Origin of the sequence: Nocardioides sp. (assembly GCF_964228225.1) — a bacterium.
Lineage (GTDB): Bacteria > Actinomycetota > Actinomycetes > Propionibacteriales > Nocardioidaceae > Nocardioides.
Window position 1 is genome coordinate 1 of record NZ_CAXQZB010000034.1, and the last position, 23,617, is coordinate 23,617.

At 75.7% G+C, this 23,617-nt stretch carries 18 protein-coding genes; 12 read left to right on the forward strand and 6 right to left on the reverse strand.

The window, feature by feature from the left end:
* The 4 genes from ACERUJ_RS07770 to egtB all read right to left on the reverse strand — a co-directional run.
* Nucleotides 1-382, reverse strand: a 382-nt coding sequence (locus ACERUJ_RS07770; RefSeq protein WP_370247930.1) for a hypothetical protein, incomplete at its 3' end; no start/stop codon positions are given.
* The gene (gene ppgK / locus ACERUJ_RS07775) at nt 379-1,173 is read right to left on the reverse strand and encodes a polyphosphate--glucose phosphotransferase (RefSeq protein ID WP_370247931.1); all 795 of its coding nucleotides are present in this window, start codon (nt 1,171-1,173) and stop codon (nt 379-381) included. The genes ppgK and ACERUJ_RS07770, both read right to left, overlap by 4 nt.
* An 11-nt stretch (nt 1,174-1,184) precedes the next feature.
* On the reverse strand, nt 1,185-2,189 hold the full coding sequence (gene egtD / locus ACERUJ_RS07780) for an L-histidine N(alpha)-methyltransferase (protein WP_370247932.1): 1,005 nt from the start codon (nt 2,187-2,189) through the stop codon (nt 1,185-1,187).
* Entirely contained in the window at nt 2,186-3,541 is a 1,356-nt protein-coding gene (egtB, locus tag ACERUJ_RS07785; protein ID WP_370247933.1) for an ergothioneine biosynthesis protein EgtB, read from the reverse strand. The genes egtD and egtB overlap by 4 nt, the downstream gene beginning before the upstream one ends.
* Nucleotides 3,542-3,699: 158 nt before the next feature.
* Here egtB and ACERUJ_RS07790 point away from each other — a divergent pair, with 158 nt between their 5' ends.
* The 3 genes from ACERUJ_RS07790 to tpx all read left to right on the forward strand — a co-directional run bounded on the left by ACERUJ_RS07790 (nt 3,700) and on the right by tpx (nt 6,769).
* Nucleotides 3,700-4,659: a hypothetical protein gene (locus ACERUJ_RS07790; protein ID WP_370247934.1), complete on the forward strand. Its 960-nt coding sequence runs from the start codon at nt 3,700-3,702 to the stop codon at nt 4,657-4,659.
* A 187-nt stretch (nt 4,660-4,846) separates the two neighbouring features.
* Nucleotides 4,847-6,223: a lytic murein transglycosylase gene (locus ACERUJ_RS07795; RefSeq protein ID WP_370247935.1), complete on the forward strand. Its 1,377-nt coding sequence runs from the start codon at nt 4,847-4,849 to the stop codon at nt 6,221-6,223.
* A 54-nt stretch (nt 6,224-6,277) separates the two neighbouring features.
* Nucleotides 6,278-6,769, forward strand: coding sequence for a thiol peroxidase (tpx, locus tag ACERUJ_RS07800; RefSeq protein ID WP_370247936.1), 492 nt, complete (start codon nt 6,278-6,280; stop codon nt 6,767-6,769).
* 85 nt (nt 6,770-6,854) lie between these two features.
* Here the strand turns inward: tpx and ACERUJ_RS07805 are convergent, their stop codons facing one another.
* Nucleotides 6,855-7,256 (reverse strand): limonene-1,2-epoxide hydrolase family protein, encoded by a 402-nt coding sequence (locus ACERUJ_RS07805; protein ID WP_370247937.1) that lies wholly within the window; start codon nt 7,254-7,256, stop codon nt 6,855-6,857.
* Nucleotides 7,257-7,290: 34 nt separating this feature from the next.
* Nucleotides 7,291-8,835, reverse strand: a complete 1,545-nt coding sequence (locus ACERUJ_RS07810; protein ID WP_370247938.1) for an adenylate/guanylate cyclase domain-containing protein — start codon at nt 8,833-8,835, stop codon at nt 7,291-7,293.
* 172 nt (nt 8,836-9,007) lie between these two features.
* Between ACERUJ_RS07810 and ACERUJ_RS07815 the strand changes: the two genes are divergently transcribed.
* The 9 genes from ACERUJ_RS07815 (at nt 9,008) to ACERUJ_RS07855 (ending at nt 23,611) form a co-directional block, all read left to right on the forward strand.
* Nucleotides 9,008-11,158, forward strand: a complete 2,151-nt coding sequence (locus ACERUJ_RS07815) for an acyltransferase family protein (RefSeq protein ID WP_370247939.1) — start codon at nt 9,008-9,010, stop codon at nt 11,156-11,158.
* Between the two features lies 1 nt (nt 11,159).
* Nucleotides 11,160-11,909: a lytic murein transglycosylase gene (locus ACERUJ_RS07820; RefSeq protein WP_370247940.1), complete on the forward strand. Its 750-nt coding sequence runs from the start codon at nt 11,160-11,162 to the stop codon at nt 11,907-11,909.
* A gap of 88 nt (nt 11,910-11,997) precedes the next feature.
* Nucleotides 11,998-12,984: an SGNH hydrolase domain-containing protein gene (locus ACERUJ_RS07825; RefSeq protein WP_370247941.1), complete on the forward strand. Its 987-nt coding sequence runs from the start codon at nt 11,998-12,000 to the stop codon at nt 12,982-12,984.
* A 143-nt stretch (nt 12,985-13,127) separates the two neighbouring features.
* Nucleotides 13,128-13,658: a nuclear transport factor 2 family protein gene (locus ACERUJ_RS07830; RefSeq protein ID WP_370247942.1), complete on the forward strand. Its 531-nt coding sequence runs from the start codon at nt 13,128-13,130 to the stop codon at nt 13,656-13,658.
* Nucleotides 13,659-13,680: 22 nt separating this feature from the next.
* Complete coding sequence (locus ACERUJ_RS07835) at nt 13,681-14,175, forward strand: PGPGW domain-containing protein (protein ID WP_370247943.1); 495 nt, start codon at nt 13,681-13,683, stop codon at nt 14,173-14,175.
* 69 nt (nt 14,176-14,244) lie between these two features.
* Entirely contained in the window at nt 14,245-17,673 is a 3,429-nt protein-coding gene (recC, locus tag ACERUJ_RS07840) for an exodeoxyribonuclease V subunit gamma (RefSeq protein ID WP_370247944.1), read from the forward strand.
* Nucleotides 17,670-21,047 carry a UvrD-helicase domain-containing protein gene (locus ACERUJ_RS07845; RefSeq protein WP_370247945.1) on the forward strand — a complete coding sequence of 1,126 codons (3,378 nt, stop codon included), beginning with the start codon at nt 17,670-17,672 and terminating at the stop codon, nt 21,045-21,047. Before recC ends, ACERUJ_RS07845 begins: the two co-directional genes overlap by 4 nt.
* Complete coding sequence (gene recD, locus ACERUJ_RS07850) at nt 21,044-22,915, forward strand: exodeoxyribonuclease V subunit alpha (RefSeq protein WP_370247946.1); 1,872 nt, start codon at nt 21,044-21,046, stop codon at nt 22,913-22,915. Before ACERUJ_RS07845 ends, recD begins: the two co-directional genes overlap by 4 nt.
* Nucleotides 22,916-22,996: 81 nt before the next feature.
* Complete coding sequence (locus ACERUJ_RS07855; protein ID WP_370247947.1) at nt 22,997-23,611, forward strand: amino acid-binding protein; 615 nt, start codon at nt 22,997-22,999, stop codon at nt 23,609-23,611.
* Nucleotides 23,612-23,617 lie beyond the last annotated feature (6 nt).

Sequence of the window (23,617 nt, forward strand, 5' to 3'; positions counted from 1 at the left end):
GCGCGGCGACGACGTCGTCGCCCTCCGGGTGCAGCGACACCCGCACGTCGGGAGCGGTGGCCGGCAGGGTGGGCAGGTGCTGCAGCACCTCGCCGTCCTCGCGCAGCACCGTGCCGGACACCGGACGGAGCCCCGGGGGCGGGTCGAGGAGCGTCAGCCAGGTCCGGATCGGGAGCCCGGGGAGCGCGGCGAGTTCCCGCTGCGCGAGCGCCGCCGACGGCGCGGCCAGCACCAGCTCGACCTCGCGCGCCGCCCCGTGGACCAGCACCTGCCAGCCCTCGCCCCGGGCCCGCGCCTCGACGCCCCGGCAGCGGGCCCAGCCCCGCACCCACGCCTCGGCACACTCCTCGGCCGGCCCGCCGACGACGCCGTCGCCGCTCATCGGGCCGCCAGCGCGGCCGCCCCCACGATCCCGGCCCGGTTGCGCAGCCCGGCCGGCACGACCGGCGCCGTCACCACCGCGGGGTCGAGCAGCGGCAGGAAGCGGTCGGCGTGCTTGCTCACCCCGCCCCCCACGACGATCAGGTCGGGGGAGACCAGGCGGCACACGTGCCCGTAGTAGACGCTGAGCCGCTCCGCCCAGGTCGCGAAGTCCAGGTCCTCGCGGGTCCGGGCCCGGTCGCCGGCCCACTGCTCGGCCACCCGGCCGCCGATCTCGAGGTGCCCGAGCTCGACGTTGGGCACCAGCCGGCCGTCGTGCAGCAGCGCCGACCCGATGCCGGTGCCGAGCGTCGTCACCAGCACCACCCCCGGCACGCCCCGCGCCGCGCCGTAGCGCTCCTCGGCCAGTCCGGCGGCGTCGGCGTCGTTGAGCACCGCCACGGGTCCGGAGGTGAGCGGCGCGAACAGGGCCGCGGCGTCGGCGCCCACCCAGGCGGCGTCGATGTTCGCCGCACTGTGCACCACGCCGCGTCGCACCACGCCGGGCACCGTCACCCCCATCGGCAGCGAGGCCGGCCCCGGCGCCCCGAGCAGGCCGGCGACCACCTCCGCGACGACGGCGGCCACGGCGTCCGGCGTCGAGAGCTCCGGCGTGGGCACCCGCACCCGCGCGGAGACGAACGCCCCGGTGGCGACGTCGACGACCGCTCCCTTCACGCCCGACCCGCCGATGTCGATGCCGATCGCCGTGCCGATCGCCGTGCCGATCGCCGTGCCCGGTGCGGTGTCCACGGGAAGCGAGGCTAGCGGCGCCGGGCGAGGGTGAGGGCGTAGTCGTGGCCGGCGTCGGTCCAGGACGTGACGACGTCGAAGCCCGCCGCCGCGAGCTCGCCGGCGATGCCGGGCAGCCGGAACTTGGCGGAGATCTCCACCTGGATCTCCTCACCCACGGCCAGCTCGAGGTCCAGCCCGGCGCCGGGGATCCGCACCCGCTGGGGCGACTCGGCCCGCAGCCGCAGGTCCATCCGCTCCAGGTGCGGGTCCCAGAAGGGGATGTAGGCGAAGGCGCCGGTATCGAAGTCGGCCCCGAGCTCGCGGTTCAGCACCGCCAGGCTGTTGCGCACGAACCGGTCGGTCACCCCGCCCGGATCGTGGTAGGCCGCCACCAGCCGGTCGGCGTCCTTCACCAGGTCGGTGCCGAGCAGCAGGGTGTCGCCGGCGTCGAGGGAGTCGGCCAGCGCGCCGAGGAACGCCGCGCGCTCCTCGACGTAGAAGTTGCCGATCGTGCCGCCCAGGAACGCCACCAGCCGCTGGGCCCCGGGGTCGTTGGGCGGCAGCTGCCCCAGGTGGAGGGTGAAGTCGCCGACGATCGCCTCGACCCGGGCCCGCGGGTAGCGGGCGCACAGCTCCTCCGCGGCCGCACGCAGCGTGCCCTCGGACACGTCGATCGGCACGAACCGCGCGAGCCGGTCGGCCGCGGCGAAGGCGTCGAGCAGGGTGCGGGTCTTGTCGCTGGTGCCGCTGCCGAGCTCGACGACGGTGGTGGCGCCGCTGGCGGTCACGATCTCGGCCGCCCGGTCGGTGAGGATCGCCCGCTCGGCCTCGGTGGGGTAGTACTCCGGCAGCCGCGTGATCTGGTCGAACAGGTCGCTGCCGACGTCGTCGTAGAGCCACTTCGGGGGCAGCCGCAGCGGGGCCGACCCCAGCCCGCGCCGCACGTCGGCCACCAGCGAGCCCGCGGCCCAGTCGGCGTCGAGGAGCACCGACACCCGGGCGCGTCCGACGCCGTCCTCGCGCGCGCCGCTCATGCCGGCACCCCGCCGTCGGCGAGGCGGACGCCGGTGAGCGCCCAGCGGGCGTGGTGGGGGAAGAAGTTGCGGTAGGTGGTGCGCGCGTGTCCGGGCGGGGTGAGCGCGCAACCGCCGCGCAGCACCATCTGATCGGACATGAACTTGCCGTTGTACTCCCCGATCGCGCCCGGTGGCGGGGTGAAGCCGGGATAGGGGTGGTACGCCGAGGAGGTCCACTGCCAGCAGGCGTCGTGCAGCTGCCGCAGCCCGCCCTGCCCACCCTGCCCACCGGCGTCGGCGGCCGCCCGGGGGTGGAACAGCACGGGGCCGTCCGGCCCCGGCGCCGCCCCCGGCCCGGAGGGTCCGGAGGGTCCGGCGAGCGCCACGGCGTGCTCCCACTCCGCCTCCCTCGGCAGCCGCTTGCCGGCCCAGGTGGCGTAGGCGTCGGCCTCGTAGTAGCTCACGTGCGCCACCGGGGCGTCGGGGTCGACCGGTGCGGTGCCGTGGAGCGTGTGCTCGAGCCACGGGCTGCCGGGCCCGTCGGCCTCGCTCCAGTACAGCGGCGCGCGCCAGCCCTCGCCGCGCACCCGCGCCCAGCCCTCGGAGAGCCACAGCTCGTGGCGCTCGTACCCGCCGTCGGCCATGAACGCCGCCCACTCGCCGTTGGTGACCAGCCGGTCGGCGAGCCGGTAGGGCTCCAGCCAGGCCCGGTGGCGGGGCGACTCGTTGTCGAAGGCGAAGCCGGGCCCTCCGCTCGCGTGGCCGACCTCGACCAGCCCGCCGTCGACCTCGACCCAGCGGATCGGCCCCGGCCCGCCCGGGGCGGCGTCGCCCGGGGCGGGCGCCGGGACGTACACCGGGCGCAGCGGGTTGCGGGAGAGCACGTGCTTGATGTCCATGAGCAGCAGCTCCTGGTGCTGCTGCTCGTGGTGGAAGCCCAGCTCCAGGGTGGGGAGCAGCTTGACCAGCGCCCCCTCGTCGTCACGGCCGAGCCGGTCGATCAGCTCGACCATCCGGGTGTCGACGTGACGGCGGTACTCGCCCACCTCGTGGGCGCCGGGCCGCGTGATCAGCCCGCGGTCGGGCCGGGCGTACCGCGGGCCGAGGGACTCGTAGTAGCTGTTGAACAGGAACCAGTAGGTGTCCTGGAACGGACCGTGCTCGGGCTCGGCGTCGGCCAGCACGAAGGTCTCGAAGAACCACGTCACGTGCGCGCGGTGCCACTTGGTGGGGGAGACGTCGGGCATCGACTGCACCGTCTGGTCCTCCGGGGAGAGCGGCTGCGCGAGCCGCTCGGTGTGGGCGCGCACCGCCGTGTAGCGCGCGACCAGGTCCGCGGACGTCGGGTGGTCGAACTCGGGAGCAGCCATGCCGTCCACCCAACGCCCGTGGAGCGCCCGTGTCGACCCTCCCGCCGGGCGTGCGCCGATCCGTCATCGTCTGTTCACCACCCCCGTGGTGTGACGCGCGTAACCAGCCATGAGTCAGGATCGTTGTGCCCGTGTCCGTCGAGGGAGGGAAACCGAAGATGTCGAAGTCCGCACGCCTGTCCGCCGCCGGCCTCGTGGGAGCCGCCGGTGCCGCGGTGCTCACCGGGGCGCTGCTGCTGCCCACCGGGGGCGCCACCGCCGCCCCGGCCCGCCCGGGGTCCGACACCGTCGCCTCCACGGCCGGCGCCAAGGCCGCCACCCAGTCCGCGCGCGGTCAGCGCGTCACCTCCTTCGCGCCGGTGGGCCGGGCCACCCTCACCCCGGGCATCCAGGCCTACACCGCGGGCGCCCAGTGCACCACCAACTTCGTCTTCACCGACGCCGAGGGCGCGGTCTACCTCGGCTACGCCGCGCACTGCGCCGGCACGGGTGCGGCCACCGACACCGACGGCTGCACCACCAAGTCGCTCCCCCTGGGCACCAAGGTGGTCTTCGCCGAGGGCGGCAGCACGCTGGCCGACGGCACCCGCCTCGGCACCGGCACGCTGGCCTACAGCTCCTGGGCCACGATGCAGCGCATCGGCACCACCGACGCCGCGGCGTGCGCCTACAACGACCTCGCCCTGGTGAAGGTCGACCGCAAGGACCTCGGCAAGGTCAACCCCAGCGTCCCGTTCTTCGGCGGGCCCACGGCGATCGACACCGACGGCACGGGTGCGGGCGACACCGTCTTCTCCTACGGCAACTCCAGCCTGCGCGGCGGGGTGTCGCTGCTCTCGCCGAAGTTCGGCCTCAGCCTGGGCGACGAGGCCGGCGGCTGGACCCACTCCGTCTACACCCTCACCCCGGGCGTGCCCGGCGACTCCGGCTCCGGCTTCCTGAGCAACGGCGGCCGCGCGGTCGGCGTGCTCTCGACCCTCGCCCTTGCCCCGCTGCCCCTGTCCAACGGCGTCAGCGACCTGTCCCGGGCCCTGAACTTCGCCCAGAAGAACTCCGGCATCCCCGGGCTGAAGCTGGCGCTCGGCACGAAGGCCTTCTCCGCGGTGGGCGGTCGCTAGTAGGTTGACCCCCACGCCGGGTCGATACCCCGTGGGGGAGCGGCGGCGTCACCTGCCGGCCACCTCCCCGTCGCCGGAAATTCAGACAAAGTAGTGTAAGTAACATGAGATTCGTCCGTGTGGGCCCGCCCGTGGTGTCACACTCGTGCGAGTTCACCCGACCGCCGTCCGCGAAAGCCCGCATCTCGTGACCCTCCCCGCCGCCCGTGCCCGTCGCGCCGCCACCCTGGCTCCGCTCGCCCTCCTCTCCGGGGCGTGGACCTGCCAGCTGATGGCCGACCCCACCGTGCTGCCGGTGGCCAGCGGGCTGCCCGTGCCCGGCGCCACCCCCGCGCTGCCGGCCCCGGCCACGAGCACCCCGCTGATCCCGACCTCGATCGCCCCGATGGCCGCCATCGCCGGCGACGGCAGTGTCTCGGCCGTGTTCGGCGGCCGCACCGTGGCCGACATCCCCGCCGCGGCGCTCGCGGCCTACCAGCGCGCCGAGACCGTGATGCGCTCGGCCGACGCGTCCTGCCGGCTGCGCTGGCAGATGCTGGCCGCCGTCGGCCGCGTCGAGTCCGACCACGGTCAGGCCGGCGGTTCGGTGCTCGGTGCCGACGGCCGGGCCACGCCCGCCATCCTCGGCCCGCGCCTCACCGGCCGCGGCGACGTCGCCCGCATCACCGACACCGACGCCGGGGAGCTCGACGGCGACACGGTCTACGACCGGGCCGTCGGCCCGATGCAGTTCCTGCCCGCCACCTGGGCCCAGGTCGGCGTCGACGGCGACGACGACGGCGTCCGCGACCCCCAGGACCTCGACGACGCCGCGCTGGCGGCCGGTGTGTACCTCTGCTCCGGTCCCGACAGCCTCGCCGACGCCCCGGGGCTGCGGGGCGCGCTGCTGCGCTACAACCCCTCGGGCACCTACGCCGACACGGTGATCGGCCTCTACGAGGGCTACCTCGCCGACCCCGGCCTGACCCTGCCCTCCACCACCACCCTCGCCGGCGCGGTCACCCCGGTGCTCGACCCCGACCCCCTGCCCGGAGCCGACGACGTCGAGGCCCTCACGCCGCAGGACGACGACGAGCGCGGCGAGAAGTGGACCGGCGACCCCGGCGCCACCACCCCCGGTGGCGGCGGCCATGGCTCCGGGGGCTCCGGCGGGCACGGCGGCTCCACGGGGACCGACGACTCCAGCGTCGACCCGACGGCCCCCGAGCAGCCCGGAGACCCCTCCGACCAGGGGGGCGAGGACAGCACCGGTGAGGACGACGGCACCGACGCGCCCGGCGGCGACTCCGGCGGCCCTGGCGGCCCTGGCGCCGTCGAGGAGCCCGAGCCCGGTTCGCTCACCGCCGAGGAGGCGGCCGAGTACTGCACCGCCCTGGGTGAGGACGAGGGCTGGGCCGACGACCCGAAGGCCGACGACGACGAGTACGACGAGTGCATCGCCGTCTACGTGGTGCCCACCGACCCGAGCGACCCCACCGACCCGTCCGGCCCCTCGGACACCGCCGACCCGTCGCCGGCCACCGCTCCCGGCGGCGCCCCGGAGCCGGCGCGCCGCACCGCCTGATCCAGTCCCCGACCGGGGGACCCCGCCCCGACCGCGGCCTGCTAGAACAGGGCCATGGCCACTACTGCTCTGGGCGGCAACCCCGTCTCCACCGTCGGCGACCTGCCGGCCGTCGGCTCCGCCGCGCCCGCGTTCACCCTGACCGCCTCGGACTTCGCCGAGGTCTCCCTCGCCTCCGGCACCCGCACCGTGCTGAACATCTTCCCCAGCGTCGACACCGGTGTGTGCGCCGCGAGCGTGAAGCGGTTCAACGAGCTCGCCGCCGGGCTCGAGAACACCACCGTCGTGTGCGTCTCGCAGGACCTCCCGTTCGCCCAGGCCCGCTTCTGCGGCGCCGAGGGCATCGAGAACGTCGTCGCGGCCTCCGGCTTCAAGTCCAGCTTCGGCACCGACTACGGCGTGCTGCTCACCGAGGGCAAGTTCGAGGGCCTGCTGGCCCGTGCCGTGATCGTCGTCGACGCCGACGGCACCGTGGTGCACAGCCAGCTGGTGCCCGAGATCGCCCAGGAGCCCGACTACGACGCCGCGGTGGCCGCTCTCGGCTGATCCCCCAGCGACTCCCGACCCCGACCCCCGGTGCGCACACGCGCCGGGGGTCGTCTCGTGCCGAGGGCCGTCCTCAGGGGCGTCCTCAGGGGCGCAGGGCGGCGACGGCGCCGCGCAACGTGGCGAACGCCAGCCCCAGCGGGGAGTAGTGGTCGTCCCAGCGGGTGATGAGCCCGTCGTGCACCTCGAAGGTGCCGCACACCCGGAACGTGCTGCGCACCCGCCCCAGGACCAGCACGTCGGTGCGGTCGGTGAGCACCACCGCGCCGTCGCCGGCGATGTGGCGGATCACGACCTCGAACCCCACCCCGCGCTCGGCCATCGACCGGAGCGCGCCCCGCGCGCGCCGGCCCCGCAGCGTCGGCAGGCCGGTGTTGGCCCACGAGGCCTCCGGCGCCAGCAGCGCGAGCGCCGCGTCGGTGTCGGCGTCCTGCAGTGCCAGCAGGAAGGTGCGCACGGTCTCGACCGGGGTGCGGGGCGTGGTCATGGGCCCATCATCGCAGCGGTCCTGCGGCCGGTCCTCAGGCGAGGACGGCGGTGGCGGTGGGCGCGGTGCGCCCGCGCAGCACGACGTCGTCGTGGGGGCGCCAGTGGGCGGCCTCGGCGGGACCGGCGGCGTCGAGGGTCGCGCGAGCCACCAGCACCCGGCCCGGCACCTGCTTGGCGAGGTCGGTGAGCCGGGAGGCGCTGTTCACGGCGTCGCCGATCACGGTGTACTCGAACCGGCTGCGGTGGCCGACGTTGCCGGCCACGACCTCGCCGGTGGTGACGCCGATGCCGGCCCCCACCTCCGGCACCTCCACGGCCAGCCGGGCGGCCATCCGGCGGGCGGCCTCGAGGGCGGCCCGCGCGTGGTCGGGGCGATCGACGGGAGCACCGAAGACCGCGAGGACGGCGTCGCCGATGAACTTGTTGACCAGGCCGCCCTGGGCGTCGATCTCGTCGACCACGACCCCGAAGAAGCGGTTGAGCACGCCCACGACCTCGGTGGGGCCGTGCTCGGTGGCGTAGCGGGTCGAGCCGACGAGGTCCACGAACAGCACGGTGGCGACCCGTGCCTCCCCGCCCAGCTCCACCGCCCCGGCGGCGGCCGCCGCGGCCACCTCGTGGCCCACGTGCCGGCCGAACAGGTCGCGCAGGTGCTCGCGCTCGCGCAGGCCCGCCGCCATCTGGTTGAACCCGGCCTGCAGCTGACCCAGCTCGGTGGCGTCGAACACCGCCACCGTCCGGTCGAGGTCCCCGCGCTCCACCGCGCGCATGGCGTCGCGCACCGACTCCACCGGGGCCACCACGGCGCGGGTGTTCAGCACCGTGATGAACAGTCCGAAGATCAGCACCACGCCGCCGACGACGAGCATCACCACCGACAGCTCGGTCACGCTGGTCTCGCGCCCGGCCAGCGACAGCAGCCCGGTCATCATCAGGGCCAGCACCGGCACCGCCGTGCCGAGCAGCCAGTAGAGCACCATCCGGCGTCCCAGTCGGCTGGCCCGACCGGTGCCGGGCGCGCCGGTGAACGGCGCGGCGGTGAGCGCGCGGGCCGCGATCGGACGCAGCGCGAACTGCACGAACAGGTGCGCGATCGCCCCGACCAGCACCCCCGCCACCAGCAGGGTGGCGCCCGTCGTCAGGGCCCGCTCGGGCTGGATCGTCACCGCCAGGCCGGTGAACAGCAGGAACGCCAGCGTCCAGAGCAGTCCCTGCATCCGGGTCAGCTGCCAGGGCACCCGCAGCGTCGCGTCACGCTCGACCGGGCCGGGCTCCCGGCCCAGGGTCCACCACTGCATAGCCCGCAGCGCGCGGGTGGTGCCGACGGTGCCGCCCACCACGACGGCGAACACGACGTAGGTCGGCACCGCGATCGCCAGGGACACCACGGTGCCGCGGGTCGGGCTGGGGGCCGGGATCACGAAGGAGGTGATCACGAACACGATCACCGCGCCCAGCAGGTTGGTCACCATCACCAGCACGGTGAGCAGCAGCTGCACGCGCACCCGCATCCGCCGCGCCGACTGCTCACCGGAGCCGAGCAGGCGGGACCCGTACGGGGTGGAGGGGGCGGGCACAGCGTTCACCGTAGTGCCCGGCGCCACGGCGTGACGCGACTCACCGACGTCCCGAAGGGGATCAGGTTTCGTCACCTGCGCGGGTGGGGCCGCATACTTGGGGGGTTGACCGGACCCGGGGGTCTCCCCGCGGGTCCGGGAGGAGAGCTCGCGACACGCACGGAGGTGGCTGATGACGTCGACACTCGCGCCGTCCCCGGCCGAGCACGACGCCCCGTCCGAGCGCCTCGGCCTGCTCGGCAGGTGGCGGCGCGGCCGGGCCGAGCAGGACGCCGCCAAGGCGGCCTCGGGCACCAAGCCGCACACCCAGACGCGGGGCGAGTACCGCCCCGACATCGACGGCATCCGCGGTGCCGCGGCGATCATGGTGATGGGCTTCCACGCCAAGGTCCCCGGCTTCGAGGGCGCCTACATCGGCCTGGACCTGTTCTTCGTCGTCTCCGGCTACGTCATCACGGGCCTGCTCATCCACGAGTACCAGACCACCGGCGGCATCCGCTGGGGCGCCTTCTACGCCCGACGCGCCCGCCGACTGATCCCCGCCAAGGCCACGATGCTCATCGTCGTGCTGGCGGTCAGCTACTTCCTGCTCACGCCCACCGGCGCCCAACAGCAGACGGCCCGTTCCGCAGCCGCCGCGGCCGGCTTCGTGTCGAACTTCTTCTTCATGAACGCCGACGACGTCGACTACTTCGCCCACCAGCCCGGCACCGGCGTGCTGCTGCACACCTGGTCGCTGTCGGTGGAGGAGCAGTTCTACCTCTCGCTCCCGATCCTGATCCTGCTCGCCGTGGGGCTGGCCAGGCTGCTGCGCCAGCCGGTGCTGCGGATGATGCTCTTCGCCACCGCCGCGCTCGCCGTCGGCTCGCTGCTGGTGGCCCTGGCGTGGTCGACCTCCAACCCTGACGCCGCCTACTACATGGCCGTCTCGCGGGCCTTCGAGTTCCTGCTCGGCGTCGCGCTCGCCCTGGTGGCCCGCAAGGTGCGCCTGGCCTACGACCTGCGCGAGGTGCTCGGCCTGGCCGGCATCGCCCTGTGCGCCCTGGTCATCTGGAAGCCGATGCCCACCGACGGCTACCCCTCCTACTGGGCGCTGGTGCCCTGCCTCGGCGCGGTGCTGATGGTGTGGGCCGGGGTCGGCGGCCCCACGATCGCCACCCGCTTCCTGTCGATGAAGCTGCTGGTCTGGCTCGGCCTGGTCTCCTACGGCTGGTACCTGTGGCACTGGCCGTTCCTCGTGATCGGCGAGTCGGTCAACCTCGCCCCGCCGCCGCTCTACGTGCGCGTGCTGCTGATCCTCGGCGCGCTCGGCACCGCCTACCTCTCCTACCGCTTCATCGAGGGCCTGTTCTACAAGCGCTCGGGCTCCACCTCCACCCGCCCCACCTGGGGGTCGGGTCGGGTGATGATCTCCGGCGTCGTGGCCATGTCGTGCGTCGCGGGCCTGTCCGGCGGGGCCTTCGCCCTCGCCGAGAGCGAGCAGGAGGACCCGCACTGGCAGACGGTGAGCCAGCAGCTCAACGACGTACCGGCCATGCCCTCGGACTGCCTCGGCCCCGACGCCGTGATCCCCGACAAGCCCGGCCGCTGCGACCTCGTGCCCTACGAGCCGGGCCGCTCCACCATCGTGCTGTGGGGCGACTCCCACGCCTGGATGTACATCCCGGCGATCGAGGCCGCCGCGCGGCGCCGCGACGTCAACCTCGTGGCGTTCACGATGGGCGCCTGCCCGCCGTTCCTGCCGCCCGACGACGTCAACATCGCCTGCGCCCGCTCCAACCGCGCCGCGCTCGACTTCGTCACCGGCAAGGCCGACGGCAAGTTCCCGCCGCTGGTCATCCTCTCCGCCAGCGTCGAGACCTACCGCGGCACGCCCACGGTCGGCTTCATGCAGGAGCGCAACCCCGAGCGTGCGGCCGACGACTACATCAGCCGGATGGCGGGCTACTACGAGAACGGCTCGCCCGCGCTCTTCGACGCCCTCAAGGACCTCGGCGTGCGGGTCGACGTCGTGGGCCCCACGCCGATCATCCCGCGCAACGCCCCGCTGTGCGAGGCGCGCGCCCGGCCGTTCTCCTGCGACGTGCCGCGCTCGGACGCGATCATCGACGAGGCCGAGAACGTCGCCTGGCTCCGCGACCAGATGGAGGGCCTGCCCGCGGGCTCGCGCTACATCGACGTCGCCCGGGCGCTGTGCCCCGACGACGTCTGCTTCGCCGAGAACGAGGGCGTCGTGAACTACTTCGACGACAACCACCTCAGCGCCACGATCTCGCGGCGGCTGAAGCGGTTCTTCGCGCCGAGCATCCGCGACTACTCCTGAGATGACCCGACGGCCCGTCGTGGCCGGCGCGGTGTTCGTGCTGGTCCTCACCGTGCTCGGCGTGGGCGCGTTCTGCCTGCAGCAGATGCTCTACCGCGAGCCGCCCGTCGTCGACCTCACCCCGCGCACCGACCCGCCGGCGGCGGTGGCCGCGCCCGTCGCCCGCCCCGTGCGCGGCGGCCGCGACAGCACCGTGCCGCAGCTCGACCCGCGCTGGGTCGCGCGCACCGCCCGCGCGGCCGGCATCCCCGAGGTCGCCCTGAGCGCCTACGCCCGGGCCGAGCTGCAGGCCCCGGCCGGCTGCGGCCTGGGGTGGACCACCCTGGCCGGCATCGGCTGGGTCGAGTCCCACCACGGCACGATCGCTGAGCGCACCCTGCTCGCCGACGGCCGCTCCTCCAGCCCGATCCTCGGACCCGCCCTCGACGGCGTCGGCCCGGTGGCCGCGATCCCCGCCACCCCCGAGGGCACCGCCCTGCACGGCGACCCGCGCTGGGACCACGCGCTGGGCCCGATGCAGTTCCTCACCGGCACCTGGGAGTCGTGGGGCGCCGACGGCGACGGCGACGGCGTCGCCGACCCCTTCGACCTCGACGACGCCGCCCTCGCCGCCGCCCGCTACCTGTGCGCCGACGGCCGCGACCTGACCACCGGCACCGGCTGGAGCGGTGGCGTGCTGTCCTACAACCGCTCCGAGGAGTACCTGCTCGCCGTGCACGCCGCGGCCAGCACCTACGCCGACCGGGCCTGACCGGCCGGCATCGGATCGGGCTCGACCCGATCGGAACGGTGCCGTGAAGGGGACCGCGGGGTCTCCCCGTCGTAGCATGGGCGCCACCATGGACTCGACGACCTTCCCCTCCGTCCGCCGTGCGCTCCCGATCCTGCTGACCCTGCTGTGCATCGCGGGCCTCCTCGGCCTCAGCGCGACGCGCGCGGCCAGCGCCGGAGCCGCGGTGAAGCCGCAGAACGACCACACGCGCCTGCCCAAGAGCTGCGCCTCGGCCAAGGAGCTCATCCCCCAGGAGCCGACGGTCTGCAAGATCACGCGCTTCCGCGACGACCGGCCCACGCTGCTGGTCTGGGGCGACTCCCACGCCTGGATGATGATCCCCGCGCTGCAGAAGGCCGTCGAGGACGCCGACGTCAACCTCGTCGCGATCGTCATGGGCGGCTGCCCGCCGATGGACAACCTCGTCGGCGTCGACGACGCCGCGCCCGGCTGCTACCGCAGCAACGCCCTCGCGCTCGACTTCGTGCAGCAGGTCCAGGACTCCGGGGAGGCGCTGCGCGTCGTCCTCGGCGGCAGCTGGCAGCGCTACCGCGCCGCGCTGCGGGCCAAGGACAAGAGCTACACCGGCGAGATGGCCCGGGCCATGGTCAAGGGCACGCCGCGGCTGATGAAGACCCTGGCCCGCCGTGGTGTCGCCACCGACGTCGTCGGTCAGGTCGCCACCGTCCCGGCCGACGCGCCCGCGTGCCGCCGCGAGAACCCCTACACCTGCACCCTGAGCCGTCGCGCCGCCCTGCCGACCGCGAAGGACACCCAGCAGTACCTGCTGAAGGTGATGAAGCCGCTGGCCGGCAACCGGGCCCCCATCAACGTCAACGGCGCGTTCTGCGACGGCAACGGCTGCCGTGGCAAGATCGGCGCCATCTACACCTGGTGGGACGACCTCCACCTCAGCGCCACCCGCTCCCGCACCCTGGCGCCCTCCTTCGCCCGCACCGTCACCGCCCTGGTCGACGCCGACACCTCCACCGGCGGAGGCGACGGCGGCGGGGGAGGCGGCGGAGGCTGCAGCATCCCCCTGCTCTGCTTCTGACGCGGTCACCGTCTCCCGTCGTCACCAGCGAACGGCACGCGTTTCCGACCGAAACGCGTGCCGATTGCTTGTGACGACGGGAGACGCCGGGGCACGGGTCGACCGGTAGCGGGGCCGGGAGCAGGTGGGGTAGAACAGGTTCTATGTCGACCAGCGGGTTCCGGACCGAGGAGATCGTCGAGGCCTACGCCGCGATGCACCGGTGCGTGCAGGGCTACGCCGACTCGGGGGACTGGACGCCGTTCGCCGAGCACTTCACCCCCGACGCCACCTACGTCGAGCACGCCTTCGGCACCTTCCGGGGTCGGGAGGAGATCCGGGCGTGGTCGGTGCGGACGATGACCAGCTTCCCGGGGTCGGTGATGACCGGGTTCCCGCTGGCCTGGCAGGTCGTCGACGCCGACGCCGCGCGGCTGGTGTGCGAGGTGCGCAACCTGATGCCCGACCCCGGCGACGGGTCGCGGCACGAGGAGTCGAACCTGACGATCATGACCTACGCCGGCGACGGGCTGTTCTCCCGCGAGGAGGACGTCTACAACCCGATGCGCTTCGCGCGGATGACGCTGCGGTGGGCCGAGGTGGCACGGGCGCACGGCCGGTTGAGCGCCGAGGGCGAGGCGTACGTGGCGCAGTACGGCGCGATGCTCGGCCCGCGGGTGACCCCCTCGGCTTGACCGCTCTGCGATGCTCGTGCCCATGAAGGGCGTCGCACGCCGGATCGTGCTCGAGGTCGTGGGTTGGAGCCTGCTGGTGGCGGGAGTGGCGGCCCTCGTGCTGCCCGGTCCCGGCCTGCTGATGATGTTCGCGGGCCTGGCGGTGCTGTCCCAGCAGTACGAGTGGGCCGAGCGGCGGCTGGCCCCGATCCAGTACCGCGCGCTCAAGGGCGCCGCGGAGTCGGTCGAGACCAAGCTGCGCGTGGTGTTCTCGCTGCTGGGCGTGGTGTGGCTGGTCGCGATGGCCGTGCTGTGGTTCCGCAAGCCCGCCCAGCCCGGCTGGTGGAGCGACCTCGGCCTGCCCGACGGCCTCTGGCTGCCCGGTGGCACGGCCACGGCCATCACCCTCGCGGCGTCGGCGGCGATCGCGCTCGGTCTGGTCGTCTACTCCTACCGCCGCTTCCACGGCAAGCCCGAGGCCGTGGCCGAGCTCGAGCGCGACATCGTCGCGGCCGACGCCGCCGCCCACCAGCACTGACCGCCGACGCCGGCCGGGGTCGTCGGGTCCCTCTGGGTGTGTCGGGGGTCCCCCCTACGCTGAGCCCCGATGGCGCTGCACCTGCATCGGGCTCCTCGCACCGACCTGCTCGCCGACGCACTCGCCGCGCTGCTGGCCGAGCCCGTCGGCGATCCGCTCGCGCCCGAGGTCGTCGTCGTCCCGGCGCGCGGGGTCGAGCGCTGGCTCACCCAGCGGCTGAGCCACCGGCTCGGGGTCGGCGTCCGCGGCGGCGACGGCGTCTGTGCCGGGCTCGACCTGCTCACACCCCACGCGTTGGTCTCGCTGCTGCTCGGGCGCGACGCCGAGGACCCCTGGGAGCCCGACCGCCTGGTGTGGCCGCTGCTCGACACCCTCGACGCCGTCACGGCCGGCGGTGAGCCGTGGGCCCGGCCGCTCGCGGTGCACCTGGGCCACGGCCCGGTCGCCCGTCCGGGCGACGACGCCCGCCGCGACCGTCGCTGGGCGGTGGCCCGCCGGCTCGCCGGACACCTCGCCTCCGTGGCGGTACAGCGCCCCGACCTCGCCACCCACTGGCGCGAGGGCGGCGACGGCGACGCCCGCGGCGGCCCGCTGCCGCCCGACCTCGCCTGGCAGCCGCCGCTGTGGCGGGCCCTGGTGGCCCGCATGACGGGCGTCACCGACGTCCCTTCTCCCGACCTCCGCCTCACGCACGCCGTCGAGTCGCTGCGCACCGGCGAGGTGCCGGGCGCGCTGCCGTCGCGGCTCTCGCTGTTCGGTCACACCCGGCTGGGGGTCGGCGACGTCCGGCTGCTCGACGCGCTGGGCGGGCACCGCGACGTCCACCTCTGGCTGCCCCAGCCCTCGGGCGCGCTCTGGGAGGCGCTCACCGCCGCCGCCCGCACCGATCCCACGCTGCGCGGTGTCGTGCCCCGACGGCTCGACACCTCCGCCGCCCACGTCGGGCACCCGCTGCTCGCCTCGCTCGGCCGCGACGCTCGCGAGCTGCACCGGCTCCTCGACGTGCCGCACCTCGACCACCCGATCCAGGCTCCCGACCAGGAAGCCCCCCGCACCCTGCTCGGCTGGCTGCAGCACGACCTGCGCGCCAACGCCGCGCCCGGGTCGCAGGAGCGGGCCGCCCGCGTGCTCCACGACGCCGACCGCACCGTGCAGGTGCACGCCTGCCACGGCGCGGCCCGGCAGGTGGAGGTGCTGCGCGAGGTGCTGCTCGGCCTGCTCGACGACGACCCCACCCTCGAACCCCGCGACGTGCTCGTGATGTGCCCCGACATCGAGGCCTACGCGCCGCTGTTCGCCGCCGCCTTCGGCCTCGCGCCCGAGACCGAGGGGGGCGAGCCGGCGGGCGCCCCCGGACACCCGCGCCACCCGGTGCACCCGGGTCACCGGCTGCGGGTGCGGCTGGCCGACCGGTCGCCGGCCGGCACCAACCCGCTGCTGGCGCTGGCCGCGCGGCTCCTCGAGACCACCCACGGCCGCGCCACGGCCTCCGACGTGCTCGACCTCGCCGGCCAGCCCGTCGTGCGCCGTCGGTTCGAGTTCGACGACGACGACCTCGAACGGCTGGCCCGCTGGGTGGCCGACGCCGGGGTGCGCTGGGGCCTGGACGCCGAGCACCGCACGCGCTTCGCGATGGGCGGCTTCGCCCAGGGCACGTGGCGGGCCGGCCTGGACCGCATCCTGCTCGGGGTGGCGCTCAGCGGCGACGACCTCGCCCACGTCGGCCGGGGGCTGCCGCTGGACGACATCGGCACCTCCGAGGTCGACCTCGTGGGCCGCGTCGCCGAGCTGCTCGACCGTCTCGACGCCGCAGCCCGCGGCTTCGAGGCCGCCCGCACCGCCGCCGACTGGACCACCACCCTCGCCGACGCCGTCCGCGGTCTCGCCGAGCCCCCCGCCGAGGACGCCTGGCAGCTGGCCCAGCTCGAGCGCGAGCTCGCCCGGATCGCCGCCACCGCGGGCCCGCAGGCGCAGCTGCGCCACAGCGACGTCCGCTCCCTGCTGCGCCAGCAGCTGATCGGGCGGCCCACGCGCGCCAGCTTCCGCACCGGCACCCTCACGGTCTGCACCATGGTCCCGATGCGCTCGGTGCCGCACCGCGTCGTCGCCCTGGTGGGGCTCGACGACGGCGTCTTCCCGCGCGCCAGCGTGGTGCACGGCGACGACGCCCTGGCCCGCGACCCGCTCACCGGCGAGCGCGACCCGCGCAGCGAGGACCGCCAGCTGCTGCTCGACGCGATCCTGGCCACGCGCGAGCACCTCGTGCTCACCTACGCCGGCGCGGGGGAGCAGACCGGCGCGCCGCGACCCCCGGCGGTGCCGCTGGGCGAGCTGCTCGACACCCTCGATCGCACCGCCGCCGCGCCCGTGCGCGACCGGGTGCTGCGCCGTCACCCGCTGCAGGCCCACGACCCCCGCAACTTCGTCGACCCCGTGCCGTTCAGCTTCGACCGCGCCGCGCTGGAGGGGGCGCGTGCGAGCGTCGCCGAGCGTCGCCCGGTGCCGCCGTTGGTCGACGCACCCCTGCCGCCCGCGCCGCCCGCCGACGTCAGCGTCGCCGAGCTGGTGGCGTTCGTCGTGGCGCCGGTGCGCGCGTTCCTGCGCGAGCGGCTGGGGGTCGGCACCTCCTTCGACGCCGACGAGCCGCTCGACGGACTGCCCGTCGAGCTCGACTCCCTGGCCGCCTGGGCGGTGGGCGACCGGCTGCTGCGCGAGGCGCTCGCGGGCGCCGACCCGCGCGCCGTCGTCGCGGCCGAGCACCTGCGCGGCACCCTGCCGCCCGGCGAGCTCGGGCGCCGCGACCTCGACCGCGTGGCCGGCAAGGTGCGCCAGCTGCTCGACCGCACCGCCGAGCTGCGGGTGCCGGCGGCGCGCTCGATCGACGTCGACGTCGACCTCGGCGACGGCCGCCGGGTGGTTGGCACGGTGCCCGGCGTGCACGGCGCCCGGATCGTGTCCCTGGGCTACTCCCGCCTCAAGCCCAAGCAGCGGCTCACCAGCTGGGTGCACCTGCTGGCCGTCAGCGCCGCCCGCCCCGACGAGCACTGGACCGCCCACGCCGTGGGCTGGGAGCGTGCCGGGCCGCGCCGCGCCCTGGCCGGGCCGCTGGACCACCGCGCGCTGGGCTGGCTGCGCGACCTGGTCGACCTGCGCGAGGAGGGCCTGCAGCGTCCCCTCCCGCTGCCCGTCGCCACCGCCGCGGCCTGGGCCGAGGGGCTGCAGCGCGCCGAGCGCGGCGACGACGTCACCCCGGCCGAGCTCGCCCGCCGCGCCTGGACCACCGAGCGTCGTCCCGACGCCATCCCGGGCGAGGACGCCGAGGCCGCCCACGTGCGCTGCTTCGGCGAGGCCGCGCCCCTGGAGGTGCTGCTCGACGCCGGCCTGCCCGACCTCGCCCGCCGGCTCTGGACCCCGCTGCTCGGCGGCATCGACCCCGGGCTGGCGGAGCTCGAGGACGCCCAGCGCCTCGCCCCGCTCGAGCAGGTGGCTCCGCTGTGAGCACCCCGTTCTCCATCCGCGACCCGCTGCCTGCTCCCGGCGAGACGGTGCTGCTGGAGGCCAGCGCCGGCACCGGCAAGACCTGGACCATCGCGGCGCTCGTGGCCCGCCACGTCGCCGAGGGCCGGGCGCGTCTGGAGGAGATGCTCGTCATCACCTTCGGTCGGGCGGCCAGCCAGGAGCTGCGCGAGCGGGTGCGCGGCCAGCTCGTCGAGCTCGAGCGCGCCCTGGCCGGCGATCCCGCGGTCGACGTCGCCGCGTCCGAGCTGCTCACGCTGCTGGTGGCCGAGGCCGACGACGCCGTGCGCGCCGAGCGCCGGGCCCGGGTGGCGCAGGCGCTCGCCGACTTCGACGGCGCCACGATCGCCACCACCCACCAGTTCTGCGCGATCGTGCTCGACTCCCTCGGCGTGGCCGGCGACAGCGACCCCGGGGCCCGCCTGGTCGACGACCTCGACCAGCTGCGCGCCGAGGTGGTGGACGACCTCTACCTGCGCGCCTTCGCGCCCAGCACCGACCCGCCGGCGTTCACCTACGCCGAGGCCCGCGAGATCGCGAAGGTCGTGGTCGACGACCCCCAGGCCGCGCTGGAGCCGGGCCCCGGCCCGGGCGCGCCGCGCCGGGTGGCGTTCGCGGCCAAGGTGCGCGAGGAGATGGCGGCCCGCAAGCGGGGGCTGGGCTGGCTGTCCTACGACGACCTGCTCAGCCAGCTCGCCGACGCCCTCGCCGACGACGACGCCCCGGCCCGTGAGCGCATGCGCGAGCGGTGGCGGGTGGTGCTGGTCGACGAGTTCCAGGACACCGACCCGGTGCAGTGGCAGGTGCTGGAGCGGGCCTTCGCCGGGGTGGCGGCGATGGTGCTGATCGGCGACCCCAAGCAGGCCATCTACGCCTTCCGCGGCGGCGACGTGCACACCTACCTCGCCGCGGCGGCCACCGCCACCACGGTGCGCACCCTCGGCGTCAGCTGGCGCGCCGACACCGCGCTCCACGAGGCCGTGCACCGACTGCTGGCCGGAGCCGAGCTCGGCGATCCGCGCATCGTCGTGCACCCCGTCGCGGCCCACCACGGCACCCGGCTCCACGGAGCGCCGGCCTCGGCCCCGTTCCGGCTGCGGGTCGTGCGCCGCGGCGACCTCGGCTTCGGGCCGGGGCGCTCGATCCCGATCAAGCGGGTGCGCGAGCACGTCGCCGCCGACCTCGCCCACGACGTGCGCCGCCTGCTCGACGCCGCGCCCACCTACGACGGCCGCGCGCTGCGGCCCGCCGACGTCGCCGTCATCGCCTACCGCCACGCCGACCTCGCCGACGCCCAGCAGGCGCTGCGGGAGGTGGGCGTGCCGGCCGTCATCGCGGGCGGGGGTTCGGTGTTCGGCACGGCCGCGGCGCGGGAGTGGCTCGCGCTGCTGGAGGCCCTGGAGCAGCCCCACCGCGCCGTCCGGCTGCGCGCCGCGGCCCTCACGGCCTTCCTCGGCCTCGACGCCGTCGCGCTCGACGCCGGCGGCGAGGAGCTCACCGACCGGCTCGGCGAGCAGCTGCGCGCCTGGTCCGAGCTGCTCGCCCGGCGCGGCGTCGCCGCCGTGCTCGAGACCGCGCTGGCCGAGGGCCTACCCGCCCGGGTGCTGGCGCAGGTGGGCGGCGAGCGCCGGCTCACCGACCTGCGCCACCTCGGCGAGCTGCTCCACGAGGCCGCCCTCGGCGGTCCAGGCGCCCGCGGCCAGCGGCTCGGGCCGGTCGCGCTGGTGGCGTGGCTGCGCACCCAGATCCGTGAGAGCGCGCGCGTGGGCGCCCCCGAGCGCACCCGTCGTCTCGACTCCGACGCCGCCGCCGTGCAGCTGGTCACCATCCACGCCAGCAAGGGCCTGGAGTACCCCGTCGTCTACCTGCCCGCGTTGGCCGACCGCTGGGTCGACCGCGACCGGGTGGGGCTGCCGCTGTTCCACCAGGACGGCCGCCGCTGCCGCGACGTCACCGGCTCCGGGCCGCAGTGGGACCCCCACGTCACCGCCTCGATGGCCGAGGACGCCGGGGAGTGGCTGCGGCTGCTCTACGTCGCCCTCACCCGCGCGCGCAGCCAGGTCGTGGCGTGGTGGGCGCCGAGCACCACCGCCCCGCACTCGCCGCTGCACCGGATGCTGATGCGCGAGGCCGGGTCGCCGCTGGTGCCCGAGGCGCCCCCCGTGCCCCGCGAGGACGAGGTCGTCGGGCTGTTCGCCGCTTGGCGCGACCGCGGTGGACCGGCGCCCGAGGCCGCGCAGCGCCCCGAGCTCGGCGCGCCCACCGCGCCCGACCCGACCCCGCCGCTGGCGGCGCGGTCCTTCGCGCGCGCCATCGACCTGGACTGGCGCCGCACGTCCTACTCCGCGCTCAGCGCCGCCGCCGCCCCGCACGACCCTGCGGCCGCGGCCGTGCCCGACGCCGCCGCGGCCCTGAGCGAGGTCGAGGACCCCGGCCTGACCGACGAGCCCGACGCCGTGGAGCCGGTGCCGGGGGCCGGTGCCGGTCTCGGCGGCGGGGCCGAGCGCGGTCCGGTCTCGCCGATGGCGACCCTGCCGGTGGGTGCGACCTTCGGCTCCCTGGTGCACGCGGTGCTCGAGCACGCCGACCCCGACGCCCCGGCCCACGGCGGCGACCTGCGCGCCGAGCTCGCCGCCCACCTCGCCGAGCAGCGGGTCTGGTGGCCGGTCGAGCTGGACGACGACGTCCTGCTCGACGCGCTGATGGCCGTCCACGACACCCCGCTGGGCCCCTCCTGGGGCGGCCGGACGCTGCGCCAGGTCCCGCTGCGCGACCGCCGCCGCGAGATGGACTTCGAGCTGCCGCTGGCCGGCGGCGACGACGCCCGCGCCGGCTCCGGGTCGGCACGGCTGGGCGACCTCGCCCCGCTGCTGCGCGCCCACCTGCCCGAGGGCGACCCGGTGCGGGCCTACGCCGACACGCTCGACGACCCCGCCCTGGCCGCCCAGCCGCTGCGCGGCTACCTCACCGGCTCGGTCGACCTCGTGGCGCGCATCGAGGACCGCTACCTCGTCGTCGACTACAAGACCAACTGGCTCGGCGAGCGCGACGCCGAGCCCCACGCCGCCGACTACCGTCCCGCGGTGCTCGCCGCCGCGATGGCCCACTCCGACTACCCGCTGCAGGCGCTGCTCTACGCCGTGGTGCTGCACCGCTTCCTGCGGTGGCGGCTGCCGGGCTACGACCCCGCGCAGCACCTCGGCGGCGTCGCCTACCTCTACCTGCGCGGTCTGTGCGGCCCCGAGACGCCCACCCTCGACGGCGGACCGTGCGGGGTGTTCACCTGGCAGCCGCCGGTGCCGCTGCTCGAGGCCGTCTCCGACCTGCTCGACGGCGCTCCCGGGGAGGCCCGATGACCACCCTGCCCGCACCCGCGCCGCGGCGCCCGCTGCGTGCGGCCGCCGGCCTCGGCCCGCTCGCCGAGCGGCTCGCCGCCCACGGCGAGCTCGAGGTCGCCGACGTGCACGTCGCCGCCCGCGCCGCCGCGCTCGCCCAGGAGACCGAGCCCGACGCCGTGCTCGCCCTCGCCCTCGCGGTGCGGGCGCTGCGCCAGGGCTCGGTGCAGGTCGACCTGTCCACCATCGCCTCCCGCATCGAGCGCGACCTCGCCGACGGCGACGACCCGCCCGACCTCGCCGCCCTCCCGCTGCCGTGGCCGGAGCCGCAGGGTTGGGCGGCCCGGGTGGCCGGCTCCGCCCTCGCCGCGGCGGGCGTGCTGCGGGTCGAGGGCGACGCCGTCTACCTCGACCGCTACCACCGCCTGGAGCAGCAGGTGGCCGACGACCTCGCCGCCCGGGCCGAGGCCGCGCCGCCCCCGGTGGACGAGCAGCGGCTGGCCGCCACCCTCGCGCGGGTCGGCGACGCCCACCTCAGCAGCGAGCAGGCCGAGGCCATCGAGCGTGCCGCCCGCAGTTGGCTGACGATCCTCACCGGTGGCCCCGGCACCGGCAAGACCACCACCATCGCCCGGCTGCTCGTCGTGCTCGCCGACCAGGTCGAGCCCACCCACGGCCGCCGCCTGCGCGTGGCCCTCGCCGCCCCCACCGGCAAGGCCGCCACCCGGCTGCAGGAGGCCGTCACCGAGGAGTGGGCGGGGCTGGCCGACGCCGACCGCGAGCGCGTCGGCGCCCCCGAGGCACTCACCCTGCACCGGCTGCTGGGCTGGCGGCCCGACTCCGCCACCCGCTTCCGCCACCACCGCGGCAACCGGCTCGGCTACGACGTCGTGGTGGTCGACGAGTGCTCGATGGTCGACCTGCTGATGATGGGCCGGCTGCTGGAGGCGGTGCGCCCCGACACCCGGCTGATCCTCGTGGGCGACGAGCACCAGCTGACCTCCGTCGGAGCCGGTGCCGTGCTCGGCGACGCCGTCGAGGGCCTCGCCACCGCGCCCCGCCCCGTCGTCGCCGCGCTCACCCGCAACTTCCGCTCCACCGCCCGCATCCAGGCGCTGGCCGCCGCGGTGCAGGCCGGCGACGCCGACGCCGTCGTGGAACTGCTCGAGGCCGCCGCCGTCGAGCCCGGCACCGTCGACACCGACGACGCCCGGCAGGGCGGGGAGGTGCAGTGGCTGCCCACGGCCACCCCCGAGGCCGTGCTCCGGCCGCTGCTGCAGCCCGTGGCCGAGCAGATCCGCGCCGCCGCCCTCGCCGGCGACGGTGACCGTGCGCTGGCGCTGCTGCAGGGCCACCGGCTGCTCTGCGCCCACCGGGAGGGCCCGGCCGGGGTGCGCCACTGGAACGCCCGCACCGAGGCCTGGCTCACCGAGTCGCAGGGGCTCGCGCTGGGGGCCGCCACCGGCGTGCCGTGGTACGCCGGCCGTCCCGTGGTCGTGACCGCCAACGACTACACCCTGGAGATCTACAACGGCGAGACCGGCGTCGTCGTGCGCGACGCGCAGCGCCCCGACGGACGGTTGCGGGTCGTGCTCGACGGCGGAACGGGGCCGCGCCGCGACCTCGCCCCCAGCCGGGTCGAGGCCGTCGACACCCTCCACGCCCTCACCATCCACAAGAGCCAGGGCAGCCAGGCGCGGGTGGTCACCGTGCTGCTGCCCGACGCCGAGTCGCGCCTGCTCTCCCGCGAGCTGCTCTACACCGCCCTCACCCGGGCCGAGGAGCAGGTGCGTCTGGTCGGCACCGAGGCCGCGGTGCGTGCGGCCGTGCAGCGCCCGGCCGACCGCGCCACCGGCCTGAGCGACCGGATCGCCGCCCGCTGGCGCTGACCCCTCTCCCATGTCGGCGGCGTCGTCGCGGGGGTGAGAAACGTCATCGGGCCGCAACGCGGGGCGAGTACCGTGCGGGGCGTGCCGTTCCTGATGCGTGTCGAGCTCCCCGACGTCCCCGGGTCGTTGGGTCGGCTGGCGACCGCCATCGGTCAGGCCGGCGGCGACATCGAGGCGATCGAGATCGTCGAGAAGCGGGCCGACGGCACCGCGCTCGACGACGTGCTTCTCGAGGTCCCGCCCGGGGTCATGCCCGACTCCATCCTCTCGGCCTGCACCGCGCTGCCCGGAGTGAACGTGGTGTGGATCAGCCGCTACGCCGCCGGCGGGCTGGTGCTCGACCTCGAGGCCGTCGAGGAGCTCACCGCCGAGCCCGCCCACGCCCTGGACCGGCTGGTCGACCTGCTGCCGGTCACCTTCCGGGTCGACTGGGCCGCCCGCGTGCACCGCGCCTCCGGCGTCGTGCACGCCACCGGTGCGGCGCCCTCGGACCTGCCGTTCCTCGAGCTGGAGCGGCCCGAGCGGCTCGAGCTGGGCGAGGACGGCGACGAGGACTCGCTGTTCGCCGGGGCCCGCGTGGACGGCAACAGCGTCGTCGTCGTGGCGCGCCGGGGCGGCCCGGAGTTCCTCGACTCCGAGCTCGCCCGGCTCGGCCACCTGTGCGGGCTGGCCTCCTCGATCTCCCGCGCCGGCTAGGGTCCC